Origin of the sequence: Corynebacterium sp. 74A (assembly GCF_008930665.1) — a bacterium.
Taxonomy (GTDB): Bacteria; Actinomycetota; Actinomycetes; order Mycobacteriales; family Mycobacteriaceae; genus Corynebacterium; species Corynebacterium megadyptis.
Map to the genome: position 1 here is coordinate 169,205 of NZ_PQMG01000003.1, position 19,615 is coordinate 188,819.

The 19,615-nt window shown below is 61.8% G+C and carries 16 protein-coding genes; 6 read left to right on the forward strand and 10 right to left on the reverse strand.

Annotated features, from left to right (window positions below):
* Nucleotides 1-69 precede the first annotated feature (69 nt).
* The 3 genes from GBB11_RS05820 to GBB11_RS05830 are packed head-to-tail and all read right to left on the reverse strand — an operon-like array spanning nucleotide 70 to nucleotide 1,411.
* On the reverse strand, nucleotides 70-459 hold the full coding sequence (locus GBB11_RS05820) for an RNA-binding S4 domain-containing protein (RefSeq protein WP_151549153.1): 390 nt from the start codon (nucleotides 457-459) through the stop codon (nucleotides 70-72).
* Between the two features lie 2 nt (nucleotides 460-461).
* On the reverse strand, nucleotides 462-692 hold the full coding sequence (locus tag GBB11_RS05825; protein ID WP_151549154.1) for a hypothetical protein: 231 nt from the start codon (nucleotides 690-692) through the stop codon (nucleotides 462-464).
* A 59-nt stretch (nucleotides 693-751) separates the two neighbouring features.
* A complete protein-coding gene (locus GBB11_RS05830; protein ID WP_151549155.1) occupies nucleotides 752-1,411 on the reverse strand; it encodes a YigZ family protein in 660 nt (219 codons plus the stop codon).
* A gap of 106 nt (nucleotides 1,412-1,517) precedes the next feature.
* Between GBB11_RS05830 and treZ the strand changes: the two genes are divergently transcribed.
* Nucleotides 1,518-3,290, forward strand: coding sequence for a malto-oligosyltrehalose trehalohydrolase (gene treZ / locus GBB11_RS05835; RefSeq protein WP_151549156.1), 1,773 nt, complete (start codon nucleotides 1,518-1,520; stop codon nucleotides 3,288-3,290).
* Between the two features lie 106 nt (nucleotides 3,291-3,396).
* Here the strand turns inward: treZ and ilvA are convergent, their stop codons facing one another.
* Together ilvA and dnaE are read right to left on the reverse strand one after the other, a co-directional pair.
* Nucleotides 3,397-4,722, reverse strand: a complete 1,326-nt coding sequence (gene ilvA / locus GBB11_RS05840) for a threonine ammonia-lyase IlvA (protein ID WP_151549157.1) — start codon at nucleotides 4,720-4,722, stop codon at nucleotides 3,397-3,399.
* A 139-nt stretch (nucleotides 4,723-4,861) separates the two neighbouring features.
* Nucleotides 4,862-8,407: a DNA polymerase III subunit alpha gene (dnaE, locus tag GBB11_RS05845; RefSeq protein ID WP_151549158.1), complete on the reverse strand. Its 3,546-nt coding sequence runs from the start codon at nucleotides 8,405-8,407 to the stop codon at nucleotides 4,862-4,864.
* Nucleotides 8,408-8,547: 140 nt separating this feature from the next.
* On the opposite strand from dnaE, the gene rarD reads away from it, so the two are divergent.
* A complete protein-coding gene (rarD, locus tag GBB11_RS05850; protein WP_151549159.1) occupies nucleotides 8,548-9,426 on the forward strand; it encodes an EamA family transporter RarD in 879 nt (292 codons plus the stop codon).
* Nucleotides 9,427-9,439: 13 nt separating this feature from the next.
* Here the strand turns inward: rarD and GBB11_RS05855 are convergent, their stop codons facing one another.
* Genes GBB11_RS05855 through lspA form a run of 3 tightly spaced genes read right to left on the reverse strand, consistent with a single transcriptional unit; the run spans nucleotide 9,440 to nucleotide 11,523 of the window.
* Nucleotides 9,440-10,078 carry a hypothetical protein gene (locus tag GBB11_RS05855; protein WP_151549160.1) on the reverse strand — a complete coding sequence of 213 codons (639 nt, stop codon included), beginning with the start codon at nucleotides 10,076-10,078 and terminating at the stop codon, nucleotides 9,440-9,442.
* 24 nt (nucleotides 10,079-10,102) lie between these two features.
* Nucleotides 10,103-11,035, reverse strand: coding sequence for an RluA family pseudouridine synthase (locus tag GBB11_RS05860; RefSeq protein ID WP_151549161.1), 933 nt, complete (start codon nucleotides 11,033-11,035; stop codon nucleotides 10,103-10,105).
* The gene (lspA, locus tag GBB11_RS05865) at nucleotides 11,032-11,523 is read right to left on the reverse strand and encodes a signal peptidase II (RefSeq protein WP_151549162.1); all 492 of its coding nucleotides are present in this window, start codon (nucleotides 11,521-11,523) and stop codon (nucleotides 11,032-11,034) included. The genes GBB11_RS05860 and lspA overlap by 4 nt, the downstream gene beginning before the upstream one ends.
* 138 nt (nucleotides 11,524-11,661) lie before the next feature.
* Between lspA and GBB11_RS05870 the strand changes: the two genes are divergently transcribed.
* The gene (locus GBB11_RS05870; protein WP_151549163.1) at nucleotides 11,662-12,633 is read left to right on the forward strand and encodes a hypothetical protein; all 972 of its coding nucleotides are present in this window, start codon (nucleotides 11,662-11,664) and stop codon (nucleotides 12,631-12,633) included.
* Between the two features lie 119 nt (nucleotides 12,634-12,752).
* Complete coding sequence (locus GBB11_RS05875) at nucleotides 12,753-14,402, forward strand: ABC-F family ATP-binding cassette domain-containing protein (protein ID WP_151549164.1); 1,650 nt, start codon at nucleotides 12,753-12,755, stop codon at nucleotides 14,400-14,402.
* Nucleotides 14,403-14,480: 78 nt separating this feature from the next.
* Here the strand turns inward: GBB11_RS05875 and GBB11_RS05880 are convergent, their stop codons facing one another.
* Nucleotides 14,481-15,113, reverse strand: a complete 633-nt coding sequence (locus GBB11_RS05880; RefSeq protein ID WP_151549165.1) for a hypothetical protein — start codon at nucleotides 15,111-15,113, stop codon at nucleotides 14,481-14,483.
* Between the two features lie 383 nt (nucleotides 15,114-15,496).
* Between GBB11_RS05880 and GBB11_RS05885 the strand changes: the two genes are divergently transcribed.
* Complete coding sequence (locus GBB11_RS05885) at nucleotides 15,497-16,465, forward strand: asparaginase (RefSeq protein WP_151549166.1); 969 nt, start codon at nucleotides 15,497-15,499, stop codon at nucleotides 16,463-16,465.
* Here the strand turns inward: GBB11_RS05885 and GBB11_RS05890 are convergent, their stop codons facing one another.
* A complete protein-coding gene (locus GBB11_RS05890) occupies nucleotides 16,466-17,866 on the reverse strand; it encodes a DNA polymerase IV (protein ID WP_151549167.1) in 1,401 nt (466 codons plus the stop codon).
* Nucleotides 17,867-18,134: 268 nt separating this feature from the next.
* On the opposite strand from GBB11_RS05890, the gene GBB11_RS05895 reads away from it, so the two are divergent.
* Nucleotides 18,135-19,568, forward strand: coding sequence for an HNH endonuclease signature motif containing protein (locus tag GBB11_RS05895; protein ID WP_151549168.1), 1,434 nt, complete (start codon nucleotides 18,135-18,137; stop codon nucleotides 19,566-19,568).
* Nucleotides 19,569-19,615 lie beyond the last annotated feature (47 nt).

Below are 19,615 nucleotides of genomic sequence, written 5' to 3' on the forward strand. Positions count from 1 at the left end.
GCACGCGCCGCACTGGAACAAGAACGTCACTGTTTTTCTTCCGGTGCGGCGCTCGTGTGTATTGCAGAGCTATAGCTGGTCGCTGCGGCCACGCAGGCGATCGAGTTGGCGGCGTTCTTTCTTCGTGGGACGGCCGGCACCACGGTCGCGCCGCGGTTGCGAGACCAAGATTTCTCGCGGCGGAGGCGGCGGGGAGTGATCAACATAGCAGGTGCGGGCGATGGTGGCGCTGACGCGTTTCTTGGGAGTTTGCGTGACCTCAAGCTCAAGGTTGCGGTGCTCCACCCACACGCTGACGCGGTCTCCCGGCGCGACGAGTTGGGAGGGTTTGGCCGTGGTGCCATTGATCTTGACATGCCCTGCTTTGCACGTCGCCCCGGCACGGGTGCGAGTTTTAACGATACGGACAGCCCAGATCCATGCGTCGATACGCACGGGCTCGCTACTGGGAGAGGTCACAGCTAATTCAGGTCCCGGTGGTTGATAATTTTGTTCACGCGCCAGACGTTATAAGACGCCCCCGCGACCGCACAGATAAACACCAGCATCGCCAGCGTTGAGCTGATAATAAGCCCAGAGACAATGGCCGCACCGGTACCACCGATGCCCCAGATAGCCGCGTTGCGGGAGTATTGCCGAACCGCTCGTTTGCGCCGTTCGACGGGGTTATTGGGGTAGCGCTGCATACTCATGCACCCAATAGTACCCACTGCCCTCGCCGTATAAGCAGCGCGGGCACGGGCGTGTGCAGCTACTTTCGCTGCGGCGTGTCCACCCACATGGTGCCGTCCCGCTGGGCCTCCACCGTGCCGCCGGTGAGCTGGGCGATCAGTGTCTGGGCGCGCTCCTCGTCCGCCGGGTCGAGCGCAAGGCTCAACGCCACCCCTTGGGCGGTGTATTCCGGATCGAGCACCGTCAGCTCGAAGCCATGCGGATAGCGCAGCTCTGCCTCTATTTTTCCGGCGGTGGCGTGATCGAGCTCCAGTCGCAGCAGCAGCCGTTCCGCCCTTTCGACCACGTGGACGTTCTCCATGGCGCAGTGCACCGCCTGCCCATAGGCGCGCACCAGCCCGCCGGTGCCCAGTTTTATTCCACCGAAGTAGCGCACCACCACGGCCACAACCTTCTGCAGTCCGGAGCCGCGCAGCACATCGAGCATGGGCATTCCGGCGGTGCCGGACGGCTCGCCATCATCGCTGGACCGCTCCACCGGCTGAGCACCGTCCACGTGGAGGATAAAGGCGTGGCAATGATGTCGGGCATCCGGGTAGTCGGAGACGCAGCGCGCGATAAAGGCGCGGGCGTCCTCTTCGCTGTCGGCGCGGGCGATCAATCCGATAAAACGGGAGCGCTTTTCTTCAAATTCTGCCTCTGCGGGCGCCTCGATGCTCTCTGCTGGCAGCTGGTACATAGGTGACATTCTTGCATTAGTCCGCGCGCTCGACCGCATTGTCCCGCCCCGATGTGCTCGCTCGGTGCGGCGGTGCTGGCCGGCGTGGTTGCTACAGTGGACAAGCATGAAAACTTTTAGCGTATGGGCCCCGTATGCACGTGCCGTGTCGTTGCTTGTCCACCCCGGTGGAGATTCCTCCCAGGAGCGCATTATCGAGCTGCACCGCGATCCCCATCGCAGAGACGTCTACACCACCTCGGATATCAGCCCCAGCCCGGGCGATCGTTATGGGTTCATCCTCACCACAGACAATGAGGAGGCCGAGGGTGGCGTCGATAAGCTCGGGCCCCTGCCCGATCCCCGCTCTCACGCGCAACCGGATGGGGTGCATGGCCTCAGCGCCGTCGTGGATCACGATTATCCCTGGGAGGACCAGGCGTGGACCGGCCGCAGCCTTCCCGGCCAGGTGCTCTACGAGCTGCATGTGGGCACCTTTAGCCCCGAGGGCACCTTCAATGGAGTGATCGACAAGCTCGATCACCTTGTTGATCTCGGTGTCACGGCGATTGAGCTGATGCCCGTACAACCCTTCGGCGGCAATCGCAACTGGGGCTATGATGGCGTATCGCTGCACGCGGTCCACGCCGGCTATGGCGGACCCGATGGGCTGAAGGCGCTTGTCGACGCCGCCCACCGCCGCGGCATCGCCGTGGTGCTGGACTGCGTGTACAACCACTTTGGCCCGGAAGGCAACTATGTGGGCGCCTTTGGGCCCTACACCTCGGGAGGCTCCACCGGCTGGGGCGAGGTGGTCAACCTCAACGGGGAAGATTCCGATGAAGTACGGCGTTACGTCCTCGACGCCATCGAACAATGGCTGCACGACTATCACATCGACGGGGTGCGCCTAGACGCGGTGCAGGCCCTCGACGATCCGGGCGCGGTACCGATTTTGGAGGAGATCTCCGAAGTGGCCCGCCGCGTCGAGGCAGAGACCGGAATCTCGCGGTTCATGATCGCCGAATCCGATCAAAATGACCCCCGACTTGTCACCGCGAAAGAGGCGGGCGGCTATGGCCTCGATGCACAGTGGATCGACGATATCCACCACGCCCTCCACTCCCTCGTCAGCGGCGAGCAGCACACCTACTACACAGACTTTGGCGATACGGCCACCCTGGCGAATGCGCTGGAGGAAGTATTCGTGCACACCCGCTGGCACTCCACGTTCCGCCGGAAGCGCCACGGCCGCCGCCTCCACACCGATGTGATTCCCGCCAGCCGCTTTGTCACCTACACCACCACCCACGACCAAGTGGGCAACCGCTGCCAGGGCGATCGCCCCAGCCAGAACCTCACCCCTACCCAGCAGGTGCTCAAGGCCGCCACGATCTACCTCTCCCCCTATACCCCGATGCTCTTTCAGGGCGAGGAATTCGGCGCCACCACGCCCTTCCAGTTCTTCGTCTCGCACGGCGATGAGAAGCTGCTGCGCCTGACCGCGGAGGGCCGTTTGCGTGAGTTCGCCAGCGCCGGCTGGGACCCAGAAGACGTGCCCAACCCAGCTGAGGAGGACACCTTCCTGCGCTCCAAGCTGAACTGGGACTTCGATGCCACCCAACACCGCATCATGGAGGCCTATCGCACACTGCTGCAGCTCCGCCGCAGCTGCGGCCTAGCCGATCCGTGGCTCGAGCACATGGACGTCAGCTGCGATGAGCAGTGGGTGGCCATGGACCGCGGCGAGTACGTATTTGTGGGCAACTACTCCGAACGTGAAGCCCGCGTCCCCTTCGGCGGCACCCTCGTCTACTCCTTCACCTCCCCCGAGGTGGGCGAGACCCACACCACGCTCGGCCCCTGGGAGTTCGCGCTCCTCAAGGCGGATAAGAGCTAGGACGCAGCCGGTAGCACTACGCATAAACGCCACCTCTCCCCGTACCGAGGGCACGATCCGGGAGCAGGTGGCGTTGTTATGGGCTAGGCCGGCAGCGTCCTCAGAACTACACCAGGAACTGGTATTCCGGCGAATCTGGGGTGAGCATGGTGCACTTCATCCGAGAGCCGTCCATGCGCTCTAGAAGAGGATCGAGATCGCGGGCGCGAGAGAGCTGCAACCCCACCAGCGCGGTGCCGGTTTCTCGGTTATTGCGCTTGAGGTACTCGAATCGGGTGATGTCATCATCCGGGCCGAGAATATCGGTGACAAAGCTCCGCAACTGGCCGGGCTCTTGGGGAAAATCAACCAAAAAGTAGTGCTTGAGGCCGCGGTGCACCAAAGAGCGCTCCACGATCTCGCTATAGCGCAACACATCGTTGTTGCCGCCAGAGATGATGCACACCACGATCTCGCCTGGCTTGAGGGCGACGTCGAAAAGCCCCGTCACAGACAAAGCACCGGCGGGCTCGGCGATGATCCCCTCGTTTTGGTACAGCCCCAGCATCTGGGTGCACACCGCGCCCTCGTTGGCGGAGATCATGTGCACGCGCGAGCGGTTGCGATCAATGATGCGATAGTTGAGATCGCCCACGCGCTTGACGGCCGCACCGTCGATAAACGGATCGACACTAGGAAGCGTAGTGGGCCCCTTATTCTCGAGGGCGGCCTGCATCGAGGCGCCCGTCTCCGGTTCCACACCAACGATGGCGGTGGTGGGCGCCATATCGGCCAGATAGCTGACCACCCCGGCCAGCAGGCCGCCGCCGCCCACAGGCACCACGACGGTGTCTGCCGATTTCCCCATGGCAGTGAGCTGGGCGAGAATCTCGGCGGCCACGGTGCCCTGGCCGATGATGGTGTCGCGGGCGTCGAAGGGCTCCACGATGGTGGCGCCGGTCTCCTGGGCATCGGCCTTCGCCGCCGCCGAGGCAGCGTCATAGGTATCGCCAATCTGGATGACCTCGACGAAATCGCCGCCGTGCACGCGGATGCGCTTGAGCTTCTGCTTCGGGGTTTGCTCCGGCACATAGATACGGCCGGTGATACCGAGGGTGCGGCACGCATAGGCCACGCCTTGGGCGTGATTGCCGGCGGAGGCGGCCACGATCCCGGCGGCACGATGCTTGTCATCGAGCTGCGAGATGTTGTTATAGGCGCCGCGGATCTTATAGGAGCGCACGTCTTGGAGATCTTCGCGCTTCAGGTACACCTCCGCGCCGGTGAGCTCGGACATACGGGGGCTGTACTGCAGCGGGGAGGGACCCAACACGGTGGAAATTCGTGCCTGCGCCATTTGAATATCGGACGCGTGAATCTCCAGGGATGCAAGATCGTGCGTCGCGGTGTCAAGTGGCGTGGGCGCGTCAGTCGCGCTGTGGTGATCCGTCATGCAGCAAGATTCTAGCGCCTCGCGCTATCGCCCATGTGCTCCCCTCCCCTAGAGCGCAGAAAACGCCACCCTTCAGGGCCATCGCAGACGCGAGCGCGATGGTGGCCGGAGGGTGGCGTCGATAAGCGACATAGGGGCGCTAGGCCAGAATGCCAGGCCCCATCTCTGCCTTGAGATCACCCATCAAGCTGGGAGTACGGTTCACGCGCAAGTGATCGCCGAGCACCATCATCGTGGTTTCCTCGCCGCACTCGAGCGTGAGATACACATCGGATTCGCCCTTATTAGCCTGCAGCACACCCTTCAAACGGGAAATATTTGCAATCGTGCACTGATCGGCGCGCATGCGCAGCCGCAACGGAATACCATTGCCACTTCCCGCAAGATCGGGCTGTTTCATGTCATCGCAGAAGATCGATTGGCGCTCATCCTTTTCGGAAATGTGCGCCTTCACCAACACGATGCTGTCCTCGGCGATCATGCCGCTCACCAAGGCGTAGACCTTGTTAAACACCAGCACCTCGAGCTGGGCGCCAATGTGATCCTCGATCGTGATAATCACCCAGGGCGAGCCATCGCGCTTCGAGAAGCGACGGTCCACCTTGGAGATAATGCCGCCGATGGTCACCTCTTGTCCATGGCGCACATTGCGCTCCAAGATGTCGGTAAATGCCGTATCGGTTTGCAGCGCCAGCGCGTCCTCGAAACCGTCCAGCGGGTGGCCGGAGACATACAGGCCGAGCATTTCCCTTTCGAGGGCGAGCTGCTGCTTTTTATCCCAATTCTGGTCCGGCACATCGATCTCGAAGATCGTGGTGTCCTCGGCGCCATCGCCCAGGCTGGCGAAGAGATCGAACTGGCCCTTGGCCACCGCCTTCTTGGTGGAGGAGACACCATCGACTGCTTCTTCGTGAATCAGCATCAGGCCTTTACGGGGATGGCCCAAGGAGTCGAAAGCGCCCGCCTTGATCAGCGACTCGGTCACGCGCTTGGTGCACGCCACGGTGTCGATTTTGTCCAAATAATCGGAAAAGGAGGTGAAACTTCCCTTTTCTTCACGCGCGGCAATGATGGAATCCACCACTTCCTCGCCCACATTGCGCACCGCACCCAGGCCGAAGCGAATGTCCTTGTCCACCGATTGGAAGGTCAGCTTGGAATCGTTCACATCCGGCGGGAACACGTGAATACCAAGGTGGCGGCAATCGGCCAAGTACACGGCCGACTTGTCCTTGTTATCCGAGACCGAGGTGAGCAGCGCCGCCATGTACTCAGAGGTGTAGTTCGCCTTGAGATAGCCCGTCCAAAACGAAACGAGGCCATAGCCCGCGGCGTGCGACTTATTGAACGCATAGGAGGCGAAGGGCTCGATGGTATCCCACAGCGCCTTGATGGCCTCCGAGGAATAGCCGTTTTCCTTCATTCCCTTCTCGAAGGTGATGAACTCCTTCGCCAGCACCTCGGGCTTCTTCTTACCCATGGCTTTACGGAAACTATCCGCTTGGCCCGCCGAGTAATTGGCCACCTTCTGCGAGATACGCATGATCTGCTCTTGGTAGACGATCAGACCATAGGTGTCTGCGAGAATTTCCTTCAGCGGCTCGTCCAGCTCGGGGTGGATCGGCTCGATGGGTTTGCGCCCATTCTTACGATCCGCGTAGGCCAAGTGCGCGCCCACACCCATTGGTCCTGGGCGATAGAGCGCGAGCGCCGCCACGATATCGTCGAAGTTTGTTGGTTTCATGCGCTTGAGTAGCTCGCGCATACCGGAGGAGTCCAGCTGGAACACGCCGAGAGTATCGCCGCGGGAGAGCAGCTCATAGGTCGGCTCGTCCTCGGTGCTGAGATTTTCCAAATCCAGCTCTTCGCCGCGGTTTTCCTTGATGTTTTCTAGGGCGTCACCGATGACGGTGAGGTTGCGCAGCCCCAGAAAGTCCATTTTCAGCAAACCGATAGCTTCGCAGGCAGGATAATCCCAGCCAGTGATGATGGCGCCGTCGGAACGCTTCCACATCGGAATGTGGTCCATCAACGGCACCGAGGCCATGATCACCGCACAGGCGTGTACGCCCGCTTGTCGCACCACGCCCTCGAGGCCGCGGGCGGTCTCATAGATCTGCTTCACATCCGGATCGGACTCAATGAGTGAGCGCACCTCCCCGGCTTCCTCGTAGCGCTCGTGCTCGGGGTCGGTGATACCGGCCAAGGGAATATCCTTCGCCATGATCGCCGGCGGCAGGGCCTTCGTGATGCGGTCCGCGATCTGATAACCGGGCTGGCCAAACTGCACGCGCGCCGAGTCCTTCAGCGCCTGCTTGGTTTTCACCGTGCCGAAGGTAATCACCTGCGCCACTTTGTCCTCACCCCAGCGATCGGCGGCATAGCGCACCATTTCGCCGCGGCGGCGATCGTCGAAGTCGATATCGATATCGGGTGCGGAGGGACGCTCTGGGTTGAGGAAGCGCTCGAACAGCAGATCGTGCTCGATCGGGTCAATATTGGTGATCGTCAGCGCATAGGCCACCAAGGAGCCTGCGGCCGAACCACGGCCCGGCCCCACGCGGATACCAACAGAGCGGGCGTGCTTGATCAGCTCCGCCACGATGAGGAAGTAGGAGGGATAGCCCTTCATGTCGATCACTTCGACCTCGTATTGGGCGCGGTCGATATAGTCCTGCGGCACCTCTCCATCGGGGAAACGGTTACGCAGGCCCTCAAGCACCTCGTGCTGCAGCCACGACGTCGGAGTTTCGCCCTCCGGCACATCGGCGATCGGCATGCGATCGTGCGGATGCGGCTCCCAGATTTCGCTGTAGTCTTCCACGCGCTCCGCGATCCACAGCGTATTATCGCAGGCCTTGGGCACCAGAGTGTCCCAGGTATCGCGCATCTGATCGGCGCTTTTGATGTAGTAGCCGGTGCCGCCGAATTTGAAGCGATCTTCATCGTGCAGGGTCTTGCCGGTCTGCACGCACAGCATCGCCTCGTGGGCCTTCGCCTGAGATTCGAGCACATAGTGGCAGTCATTGGTCACCAGCGGCGGCAGCTGTAGCTTCTGCCCGATTTCGAGCAGTTCCCGTCGGACCCGCTTTTCGATATCGAGCCCGTGGTCCATGAGCTCGAGGAAGAAATTGTCTTTGCCATAAATGTCTTGCCACATGGCGGCCGCCTCGAGGGCTTGATCGAACTGCCCGAGACGCAAACGGGTTTGCACGTCTCCGGAGGGGCAGCCGGTGGTGGCGATAATGCCCTCGGCGCGCTCGGCGATCAGATCGGCGTCCATGCGCGGCCACTTACCCAATTGGCCCTCATAGGAGGCCATCGAGGAGAGGTAGAAGAGATTCTTCAACCCAGTGGCGTTTTCCGCGATCATCGTTTGGTGCAAATACGCGCCCGAGGCAGAGACGTCATCCGACTTTTGGTGCGGCTCGCCCCACCGGATGCGCTGTTTATTAAAGCGCGATTCCGGGGCCAAATAGGCTTCCACGCCGATGATCGGCTTGATGCCCATATCGGTCATCTTGCGATAAAACGCATCAGAGCCGTACATGTTGCCGTGATCGGTCATGCCCACGGCCGGCATGCCCTGACGCTTGACTTCCTCAGCGAGCAGGTCGATCTTGGCCATGCCGTCCAGCATGGAAAACTCTGTGTGATTATGCAGATGAACGAAGGATGAGCCCATAGTGTCACGATTCTAACTGCTTTCCGCTGCCGCCTCGAAGCCCCTCGTGGCGCGGCCCTTCTTCTTCCCCACTGCGCGCTTATCGACGCTGCCCCACAGCAATGAAACCCGCCCCAGGCCGAGGGCCTAAGGTATCTACCATGGTCTACGGCGTTCTTGCTTATTTGCTGTGGGGACTTTTTCCCGCCTATTTTCCTCTGCTCGACCCCGCGAGCCCCTTCGAAATCCTGGCGCACCGCATCGTGTGGACCGCCGTAGTGATGGTAATCGTTATCAATATCACAGGGGCGTGGAAAGAGCTCTGGCGTGCCAGCAGCCGCACCTGGATGACTGTGGCCGCCGCCGCGGTGGTGATCGCGATCAACTGGCTCGTCTACGTTATTGCGGTGACCACCGACCATGTCGCCGAGGCCGCACTGGGATACTTCATCAATCCCCTCGTGGCCGTGGTGCTCGGATTGGTGTTTTTACGCGAAAAACTGCGCCCGCTACAGACGGTCTCGGTGGTAATCGCCAGCATCGCGGTCGCGCTACTGCTGCTCTTTAGCTCCACCCCACCACTCATCGGCCTCACCCTGGCGTTTAGTTTCGCAATCTACGGTCTGCTCAAAAAGCGGGTGCCGCTACGCCCAAGCGCCTCGCTCGCGGCCGAAACTATCGTGCTGCTGCCCTTCGCCCTGCTCTATCTCCTCTGGCTTGAGGCCAGCGGTGAGGGCACATTCCTCTCCACTGGGATCGGGCACATGGGGCTGCTCGCGTCTTCCGGCGCGGTCACGGCGCTGCCGCTTTTGCTTTTCGGCATGGCGGCACAGCGCATCCCGCTCTCCACGGTGGGCATGCTGCAATACATCACCCCCACCATTCAGATGCTCTGGGCGCTCTTTGTCACCCACGAACACCTCGATCAGGTGCGCTGGATCGGTTTCATCATTATCTGGATCTCAGTCACGATCTTCATCGTCGATATCGCGGCGCACGGAGTACACCGCCGCTCCCAGAACCGACGCCAGAACTCCTAGCGCCCGGCCGGCTTTAGAGTGCCGGAGTCTGCTGTATCGTGGCCGGAGCCTGCTGCGCTGTTTCGAAATCGGCGCGGTGGACCGGCATGATCCCGAAACGCCCCCACGCGGCGTCATTAGGCAGCGCCTCCAGATAGGCGACGTCCTCATTCAAACTGAGTGTCTTGATGGTGCGGGTGGGAGCCCAAATCACCAGTCCTTCGATTGGCGTGGACTCGGCGTCGTCAAGCAAAAACTGGGCGGCCAGATCGTGCCGCAGCGCCGTGGCAAATACCTCACGCCTATCTGCGGCGGCCGAAGGCTCCGGCACCACCACCGGCGAGGACATGTTGAGCACCACCGCCGAGACCCGAGGCACATCCAACTCATCGGCGATGCGCGCCGCCCGGGTCACCGACACGGGTGCGTCGAATGTCACCAACGCGAAGGCGGGCTCTGTACTGTCGAGCCCCGATACCGTCGCCGCGGCGCGCTCGGCATAGTGATCGATAGATTCGCCTGTCTCCCGCCCCAGCATGTCTCCATTCGAGCTCGGAGGGCGCTCGCCGGTGTAGACCCGGCCGGCCGTGAAGACCACGGCAATGGTCAATAGCGCCACGCCCACAGCAATGAGGACATACCGCAGCATCGAGGAGTGGTTCACATCAGACATTGCGTACCCATCGTGGTGTATCGGCTAACTTTCCCGAAGAGTATCGAGCGCTCGCGCAAGATCCTCTGGGTAGTCGCTCGTAATCGTCATCTTTTTCCCCGTGGCAGGGTGATCAAAAGTCAATGACACCGCATGCAGCCACTGACGGTTGAGGCCGAGACGCTCCGCGAGCGCCGGATCCGAACCGTACATGGGATCGCCCACACAGGGATGGTGCAGGCTGGAAAAGTGCACGCGAATCTGGTGTGTGCGCCCCGTCTCTAAGTGAATATCGAGCAAGGATGCCTCGGCGAAGGCCTCAAGAGTCTCGTAGTGGGTGACACTCGGCTTGCCGTCGCGCGTCACCGCGAAGCGCCATCCCGCGGAGGGGTGGCGGCCAATGGGGGCATCGATCGTGCCCTCGAGCGGATCGGGGTGACCCTGGATGAGAGCGTGATACGTCTTGGTCACCGTGCGCTCCCTGAAGGCGCGCTTGAGCACCGAGTAGGCGAGCTCGGATACGGCCACCACCATCACTCCCGAGGTTCCCACATCGAGCCGCTGCACGATGCCCTGGCGCTCCGGTGGCCCCGAGGTGGCGATGCTAAAGCCCGCGGCCTTCAGCCCGCCGACCACGGTGGGCCCCTCCCAACCGATCGTGGGATGCGCGGCCACGCCGACGGGCTTATTGATGGCAATGACGTGCTCGTCGGAGTACAGCACCTCCATGCCCTCGATCAATTCCTCTTTGGGAATGAGATCTTGGTTCGGCCCAGGCAGAGTGACTTCGAGCAGCGCGTCGACGGCGAGCCGATCAGATTTCCGCACCGGCTGACCGTCGATAAGCGCATCGCCCTTCGCAACAATATCCGCGGCCGCCGACCGTGAAATCCCCAATACCTTGGATAGGCCTTGGTCTACGCGCATTCCCGCCAAACCATCCGGGACCAGCATGCGGCGAAACTGCTCAGAGCTCATGCTTTCTCCTTCGTTGGCTCGGGTTCAAAAAACAGCGAAATTATCACCACGACAACCCCAATGGTGATCGCGGAATCCGCCAAGTTAAATACGGCGAATCTGCCGATGGAGATGTAGTCCACGACATGGCCGACGAAAAAACCGGGGGCACGAAAGAGCCGATCGATGAGGTTTCCCAGGGCCCCACCCGCGATGAGAGCGACTCCGATGATCTGGGGACGGCACACCATTGTGCGACCGAAGTAAAGCGCGCCGAGAACAAACACCAACTGCACCGTGGTGAACACCCAGGTGTGATCTTCTCCCATAGAAAATGCCGCACCGGAATTAAACACCAGCACCAGACGCGCCCAATCGCCGATGACCGACACGGGATTGAGGGGGTCGATGGTGTGCAAAATGACTTGTTTGATCACCTGGTCCAGCACCGCGACCACAACGATGATCGGGACCAGCACTCTCAATGCGCTCCTCTTCTTTGTTTCCACGCCATCAATATTGCCTTACTCCCCGCGCAGAACAGAACTGCCGCGCCTTCCGCCGCGCTTATCGACGCCTACCGCCACACCGCTGCACACTGGCCCCCGCACTAACCAGCCCATGCAGTCTCACTAGAATCATCGGTTATGACACCCCCGTGCCGCAGCCACCGCCCTCGTCGTTTATCCCGCAGCGTCATCGCCCTGTGCGCAGTTGGCGCCGTGGGTTTAGCAGGATGCTCCGCTGAGGAGTCCTCCCCCACCACCGCTGCCGTTGACAGCGATAACGCGGTGGAGTTGCAGCTGGACTCCCCCAAAGTCACCGTCATCGATGCTGGGGCGCAGGATTCTGCCACCGAACTTCGCTACACCGCGACTGCGGACAGCCCAGAAGAAGAACTATCGGTGGTGGCCTACGACGGTTTTAGCCAACAGACCGCAGCCCTCAGCGAGGTGACACCACAGGCCCCCGCCGGCGGTGATGTCACCAGCCTCACCCTGCCGCTCACCGGCCGCATCGACGGCGATAGCAGCCGGCTCGAACTCGCACTAGGCGCCCCGACCTCGACGGATCTGTCCCTCAACGACACCCTCGCTAGCGCCGAAGGATTCCGGATCGCGGTCGACCGCAGCGATCGTGGAGTAGCGAACTCGGTGCGTCTCGCCGCCCCGAAGGAAGCCTCCGACGAGGCCCGCTCCATGGTGGAATCCGCGGTCTTTACCTGGCTGTCGCTCTCCGTGGTGTTCCCCGAGGAGCCCCTCGGCGACGGCGCCCAGTGGACCGTGGACAGCCGGGTGCCCGGGGAAAACTCCATGCTCCAAACCATCACCTACACCCTCAACTCCCACGAGGGAGCCACCGCCACACTCAGCGCCGAGATTCAACGCCGCTCCACCCTCGGGGCGCTCAGCGCCGGCGAGGATCATCCAGAACTGGCGGTCGTCTCCACGGAATCAACCTCCACAGGCGAACTCACCGTGGACCTCGACAGCAGTATCCAAAACACCGGCCGCATGGCAGTGACCACCCGACTGGTCTACGCCGCCCATGCGGCACGCGAGGACCAGCAGGCTGTGATTCAAGATCTCACCAGCGCAGTGGAGTATTCTTCCCCATAGAACACTGGGTGTCACCCCACTACAGCAGTCGCCGCGCGCCCAGCCCGCGCGCCGGCGACGTCTCAACGCGCCTGCGCGCTGTGGGGTAGACACCATCACCCGCCGATGAGGAGCAGCCCATGTCTAAACACATCCATATTGCCGTCGACGGTGTCAGCTTTTCCTATGGGGCACACCGCGTCCTCACCGATGTGTCCTTCGCCGTCGGCGCCGGCGCGGTGGCCGGACTGATCGGCGAAAACGGTGCCGGAAAATCAACGCTCATGCAGTTGATCAGCGGCAGCCTCGAACCCGATGTGGGAGCAATCATCACCCCCACCAAAACTGGCTACCTCACCCAAGAAGTATCGTGGCCGCCCACCGCTCCCCTGCGCTCTATCATCTCCGACGCGATCGGCGAGCTTAAAGCCATCGAGCGCGACATCATCAGCGTCTCCGAAGAACTCGCCACCCACCCCGACTCGGCCGAACTCGCGCAACGCTTCGACACTCTGCTCGCCGCCGCCGAACGCCACCAGGTCTGGACCCTCGACGCCCGTATCGCAGAAGTCCTCGCCGGCTTGGGGCTGGCCAAAGTTGATCTCGACGCCCCCATAGGCTCCGTCTCCGGCGGGCAACGCCGCCGCCTCGCCCTCGCCGCACTGCTGCTCCGGCCCGTCGACGCGCTCATCTTGGACGAGCCCACCAACCACCTCGACGATCTCGCCTGCGACTTCCTCATCGACGAACTCCGGTCCTTCGACGGGCCCGTGCTGATGGCCAGCCACGACCGCTGGGTATTGGACAAAGTCGCCACCCACATCGTCGATCTCGATCATTCCCTCGGGCCGGAGGGCGGCGAAGGTGAAAATCTCGCACAAGGCGTGGTGTTTGGCGGAAGTTTCTCCGAATACCTCGCCTATCGCAAAGAACTTCGCGCCCGATGGGAGCACGACTACCGAATCCAGGAAGCAGAACGCTCCCGCCTCGAAGCCGGGGTGCAAGTAAGCGAAACCGATCTCTTTTCCCGCCAAGAAGCCAAAACAGAAACTCGCTCATCAGCCAAGTTCTACGCCGACAAGGCAGCCAAAGTGCACGGGCAGCGCATACGCACCGCCCGCAATCGCCTCGACGCTCTCGAGCGGCGGGAGATCCCCGCGCCGCCGAAGCGGCTCGAATTTGCTGGTTTGCCGGAGCACTTTCTCACCACCACTGGGTCGGACTACGCACTCATTTTTCGTAATTTCACCATTGCTGGCCGCATGGACCACGCATTATCGGCAAAGATTCGCCACGGAGATCACGTTCTCATCACCGGCCCGAACGGCGCCGGAAAATCGTCGCTGCTGGAAGCAATCGCGAATACCACCGATGACGAGAACCCCAATCTGATCATCGGCGATGATCTCCGCGTTGGCTGGATGCAGCAGGACACCGACTGGGACGATCCATTCCGCAGCGCCAATGACATCTACGCCGATCACGCACCCAAGGGCGCCGCTTCCCTCACCGAGCTGGGTTTGCTCAGTGAGGAAGCCGCCAGGCGCCCGATTGAAAAACTGTCTTTGGGGCAGCGCCGCCGGGTAGCGTTGGCGATCGTGTTGGCGGATCCACCGGATATTTTGCTGTTGGATGAGCCCACCAACCATATTTCCCTCACCTTGGCCGAGGAGCTCGAGGAGGCGCTGGACGGCTATGAGGGGGTGCTGCTGCTGGCCACCCACGATCGGTGGATCAAGCGGCGGTGGCAGCATCGCGTGATCGATATTCCCGCACCGCATCCCGAATAGAGCGCACAATAATGGCCCATCCTCCCGACGCGGGGAGATGGGCCATGTGCTGTGCGGCGATGAACTCGCCGTGTCAGCTTATTGCGGAGCAGGGGCGCCTTCCGGTGCGGGAGGAACCTCGGCCTCGGGTGCGGGAGGAACCTCGCCTTCAGGGGCGGGTGCTTTGCCCTCAGGGGCGTTGTCCTCGGGCACCGGTGCTGGGGCGGGGAGCTCCTTGCAGAATGCGGGAACTTCCTCCGGGGCGACGGTGCTGTTGACCACGGTGCAGGCCCAGTCTTGGGATACCTTCCAGTGGCCGTCTTCGTTGACGAACTCCACGCCCTCAGCGATCTGCGGCTCGCGATCCGGGAGGGTGAAGTGGATGGTGGCCATCACGCTATCTGGGGTCCAGCCGGGCAGGATCGGGTCCACCACTTGGAAGTTGGCGCCGGACTCTTGCTTAGAGCGGGTCATGACGTCGAACAGCTCGGGGGCTTGGTCACCGTTTTGCACGGTGAGCACGCGCTCCTCGATGGGCAAGTTCGGATCGGTTGCCCGGGCCAGAACGCCGTTGAGCTGTTCCAAGGTGGGAAGTTCGACAGCGGCGGTCGAGGAGCTGGTGCTGGAGCTGGTCTCAGTCTCCTTGGAATCGCTGTCCTCAGAGCCGCACCCTGCCAGCACCAGCGATGCGGTGGTGACTAGTGCGAGTGCACGTGCCTTGTAAAGTTTCACTACTCTCCTCAGTCCTTGACTGTGTAGGTCAGTTTTGTGATTGTCCACCCAGCGCCACTCGGCGTGGCGCTGGCGCGTCCACACGGGTAGGAACCACGATTACGGGCACCATCAGTGACCGTAGATCACGAGATGACACAGCCATCTCAGTCCCTTCTCAGCGGCAGCTTAGAGCCGCTTCATGCAGGTCTCGGGCGGAAAATCTAGTACTTGGATTCTACACGGGCCAACGTGAATGGCCACATCCTGGACGGCGTCGATAAGCACCGAATGGCGGGTGCGGGCGTGCGATAGGAGCCACGGTCGCTGTTCGGAGTAGCGCGGCAGCGGGCTATCGAGGCGTTTCCGCCCGCGGCGCGGCGGCGGTGTGGCACGCTATATGCATGACTAACGAGACCGATACCACTGCGGAGCACGCCACTACCCCAGCTGCCAAGATTGTTGTGATTACCACGGGCGGAACGATCGCCTGCACAACCGATCGCGACGGAGTGCTCTTGCCCACAGTGAGCGGAGCCGAGCTGCTGGAACCGGTCGCCCAACGCTTCGAAGACACACAGCTAGCGCTTGAGGTGCGGGAACTAGACCGCCTCGATTCGTCCGCGATGACACTCGCCGATATTGACGCCATCATCGCCGCCGTCCACGACGCCCTCGACGACCCCACGGTAACCGGCGTCGTCGTCACCCACGGCACCGACTCCATGGAAGAAACCGCCATTGCCGTCGACACCTTCCACGATGATCCCCGCCCCGTGGTCTTCACCGGCGCCCAACGCAGCTTCGACCACCCCGACTCCGATGGGATCGGCAACCTCTTCGAGTCCGTCGTGATCGCCATGGACTCCAGCGCCCGCGGCATCGGCGTCATTATCGTGTTCGGCCACGCCGTCATCCCCGCACGCGGCGCCACCAAATGGCACACCAGCGACAACCTTGCCTTCGCCACCAACGCCCCCGAAGAACCCACCCGTGCCGAACCTGTGCCCCTCGCGTCCCTGGCTGATGTCTCCGTCGATATCATCGCCGCCTATCCCGGCGCGCCACGCACGCTTGTCGACGCCGCCCTCGAGCACGGAGCCGACGGCCTCGTCATTGAAGCCATGGGCGCAGGCAACGTCGGCCGAGAACTCGCCATCGCCGTCGGCGAAGCCCTCGACGCCGGCACACCCGTGGTAATCACCACCCGCGTCCCCCGCGGCGACGTGCACGGCTCCTATGGCGGTGCCGGCGGCGGCGCCACCCTGCTCCAAAAGGGAGCCCTGGGATCCCAGTACTTCCGCGCAGCTCAGGCACGCATTCTGCTTGCCATTGCTATTGCCACCGGCGTTCACCCCGCGACGCTGTTCTAGTTAATCCATGTCTTCTTCATACTCGGCCAACCACTCCTCCCACTCCAGGGAGGCCAGTGGATTGGCAGGCTGAAGATCCGGGTCATCTACGGCGAAACTTCGCGTAAGCCCACGCGTTGTCGTGCGAGTTTCAAAACGCACCGACACGATTCCGTGTCCAGAGCCCTGTACCCAGCCGTGACCGTACTCGGGGTGTACCACGTCCTGGGTGGCGGTCCAGGTGGGGCTGTCCGGCTCTGGTTCTGGGGATTCTTCGCCGTCATGAGCGGGCTCTGAAGAACTATCCCGAACGCCCACCTCAGTATCGTCAAACTTCGCGGGCGGCAGGACCCGCTGATCAAGCTCTGGAAACATGACGTTTTGGCGTGCAGCCTCCAAGCCGGAAAACGACACTCCCACGAGCCTGATCGGCCCGAGTTCATCTGGGTAGCGCACCATTTTCTTGGCCACCGCGTGCAAAGTGTCGAAATCATCGGTGGCATAGTTCAGCGTGTGTGAGCGGGACTCGATGTGAAAATCCGCCATACGCAATTTCACTGTGACCGTACGGGCGCCGCGGCCATCCTGGAGTAGCCGTCGATGTGCTCCGCTCGCGGCGCGCTCCACTGCAGCGTCCACATCATTGACTGTGACAAGATCCAGCGGATACGTGTGCTCTTGAGAGATTTGTTTCGCAATCGCGCGCGGTTTGACTAAACGGTGGTCGTGTCCGCGCGCAAGATTCCACAATTCGAGGCCGGTTTTTCGGCCGAGGCTTATCACCACTTCTTCTTCGCTGAGTGCCGCGAAGTCACCGATCGTTTCCACCCCGAGCGCCCGCAGCTTGGATGCTGAGACAGGACCGATCCCCCAGAGTTTGCCCACGTCCAAGGGATGGAACATGGCTGATTCCTCTTCCTGGGCAACCACGAAGACGCCATCCGGTTTCGCCTCACCTGAGCCGATTTTCGCGAATTGTTTACCGCTCCCGGCCCCGATCGAGGCGGGCAGGCCTGTTTCTTCGCGAATTTCTTCGCGCAGCTGTTCGGCCCAGGCTTTCACAACGTGAGGTTCCTCGCCTTGTATCTCGTGGGGTTCGAGAAAAGCTTCATCGATGGAGAGCTGTTCAATAACGCCGGCCCGCCGTGCCACGATCTCGAATACGCGCGCCGATGCTGCCTTGTACACGGCCCGACGCGGCTGCACGACCACTGCCCCGAAGCCCACCATGGCCTTTGCTTGAAACATCGGCATGGCCGAGTGCGCACCAAACGTGCGCGCTTCATAGGACGCCCCGGCCACCACACCGCGCCCGTGCACCCCGCCTACGAGCACGGGCCGGCCGCGCAGCGTGGGCCGCGTTAGCTGCTCACAGGATGCATAAAACGCATCCATGTCGATGTGCAGCACCCAACGTCTCATACCTTCGAGTTTTCCAGATCTTTCTCATGCGCTTATCGACGACGTCTCCTGCCGATGTACCCACACAGGAGCCTGACCAAACATCGCAGTCTAGTTCCACACCGTCGTTTTGGGTGAGGCGGTACGCCCCAGTTGTGCATAACCCCAGACCAAAGCTGAGTATTCCACAGGCGCACCGCATATCAGGCGTTCTGCCAAGCCGAGATCGCCTGGGGTCGCTAGTCTTCGGCTACACCCCAAGAACTACCGCCTCTAGGAGAACACCATCATGTCTGTACAACGCTGTCACCAGCTCATTCGCGTCATCGGCGACGCTTATGAGGAGCTCGTCGAACTTTTTGACTTCGACCAGGGTGGAACCCTGAGCCTCGCCGAGAGTTTGCCGGCGCTCGTAGAGCTAGAAAAACACAAGGCTGTACAAGCGCATTTAGACATTCTGCTCTGCCATCTCGCGGGCAAAGAAAACCTCACCCACGTCGCTGGGACCAATAAGCCACGCCGCGTACTGCGCGAGCATCTGGGCTGGTCAGGAAGAAAAATTACCGCTGCTATAGGCGAGGCGAGCCGGCTATACAGTCCCGTGAAAGATGCCCGCGTCGAAGCGGCCGAAACCGATCCCGCTCTCGACGCCGAAGTCAAGGCAGATGTGGGTCTTGCCATCGATTTGCGCGCCATCTCCCGCAAGAAACTGCTCACCCAGCACATTGGCGCAGAAAAACGCACCCTCATTGATAAGCAGCTACTCAACCTCATGGCACACAGCTCCCTACAAACCGAAACCTTGCGTGCTGAGGCCATCGACTACGCCGCCAGCCATAGCTTCAATGCCACCCGCTCCTTCCTCCGCGAGAAGGTAGCCTCGCTCAACGACACGCTCGAACCCGACAAAGAGCACGCCGAACGCAACCGTTTCGTCACCGTATCCAAGCCCGATAAACACGGCGGGCAGCGTATTCACGGCTATCTGCCGCCACGCACCTGCGCCAAGTTGCGTTCCCACATGGACAAGCATCTGCGCACCACCCGCGACAAGGACGATGCCCGCAGCCTCAACCAGGTCATGGCCGACGCCTTCGACTCAGCCATCGGTTCACACCAAAACAAGGGCGTCTTTGCCATCTCCATCTCAGCGAAGGACTTCGACATCGAGGACTACCAAGCCGCCAACGTCAGCTTCCCCACTGACACTGGCGTGAGCCTAAGCCCACCAGACGTCCTCAAGGTAGCCGAGCAGAAATATGGCTTCGTGTGCGTCCACGACCCAGAGACAGGCCAAGCACTGTCTGTCCGCAAGGTGGAACGTCTCGCCAGCTTCCGCGACCGCATAGCGCTGCTCGCCTCCGAATTGGTGTGCTCGCACCCAGACTGTAACGAACCAGCGAGCCGCTGCCAGGTCCACCACCTGCTCGCGTGGAAAGACGGAGGACAAACCGAGCTCCCGAATCTCACCCTGCTCTGTCCCGAACACCACAGCGATAACGACGACTCGCGCAGCAACCCACACAAAACCCACGCGGTACGGGATCCCCGCACGGGCCGTGTGGGCGTGACCTACCCCGCTACAGCCACGCACCCCACCCCCACCATCACCTTCAACGACTCCCCCGACGCTCAGCGCTCAGCGGGGGCACGTATCCGGCAGCAACCATGGCCCCAACCCCTGCGCACAGAGGAGACCACGGAATGGCGCTATGCCAGCTAACCAGCCCCACAAACGCAACAAACCCCGCCGAAGCGGGGCTTGGTGAC

Coding starts and splice junctions, on each gene's coding strand:
- GBB11_RS05825 (WP_151549154.1), bottom strand. CDS start 692: ATGAGTATGCAGCGCTACCCCAATAACCCCGTCGAACGGCGCAAACGA.
- GBB11_RS05830 (WP_151549155.1), bottom strand. CDS start 1,411: ATGTACCAGCTGCCAGCAGAGAGCATCGAGGCGCCCGCAGAGGCAGAA.
- treZ (WP_151549156.1), top strand. CDS start 1,518: ATGAAAACTTTTAGCGTATGGGCCCCGTATGCACGTGCCGTGTCGTTG.
- ilvA (WP_151549157.1), bottom strand. CDS start 4,722: ATGACGGATCACCACAGCGCGACTGACGCGCCCACGCCACTTGACACC.
- dnaE (WP_151549158.1), bottom strand. CDS start 8,407: ATGGGCTCATCCTTCGTTCATCTGCATAATCACACAGAGTTTTCCATG.
- rarD (WP_151549159.1), top strand. CDS start 8,548: ATGGTCTACGGCGTTCTTGCTTATTTGCTGTGGGGACTTTTTCCCGCC.
- GBB11_RS05855 (WP_151549160.1), bottom strand. CDS start 10,078: ATGTCTGATGTGAACCACTCCTCGATGCTGCGGTATGTCCTCATTGCT.
- GBB11_RS05860 (WP_151549161.1), bottom strand. CDS start 11,035: ATGAGCTCTGAGCAGTTTCGCCGCATGCTGGTCCCGGATGGTTTGGCG.
- GBB11_RS05870 (WP_151549163.1), top strand. CDS start 11,662: ATGACACCCCCGTGCCGCAGCCACCGCCCTCGTCGTTTATCCCGCAGC.
- GBB11_RS05875 (WP_151549164.1), top strand. CDS start 12,753: ATGTCTAAACACATCCATATTGCCGTCGACGGTGTCAGCTTTTCCTAT.
- GBB11_RS05885 (WP_151549166.1), top strand. CDS start 15,497: ATGACTAACGAGACCGATACCACTGCGGAGCACGCCACTACCCCAGCT.
- GBB11_RS05890 (WP_151549167.1), bottom strand. CDS start 17,866: ATGAGACGTTGGGTGCTGCACATCGACATGGATGCGTTTTATGCATCC.
- GBB11_RS05895 (WP_151549168.1), top strand. CDS start 18,135: ATGTCTGTACAACGCTGTCACCAGCTCATTCGCGTCATCGGCGACGCT.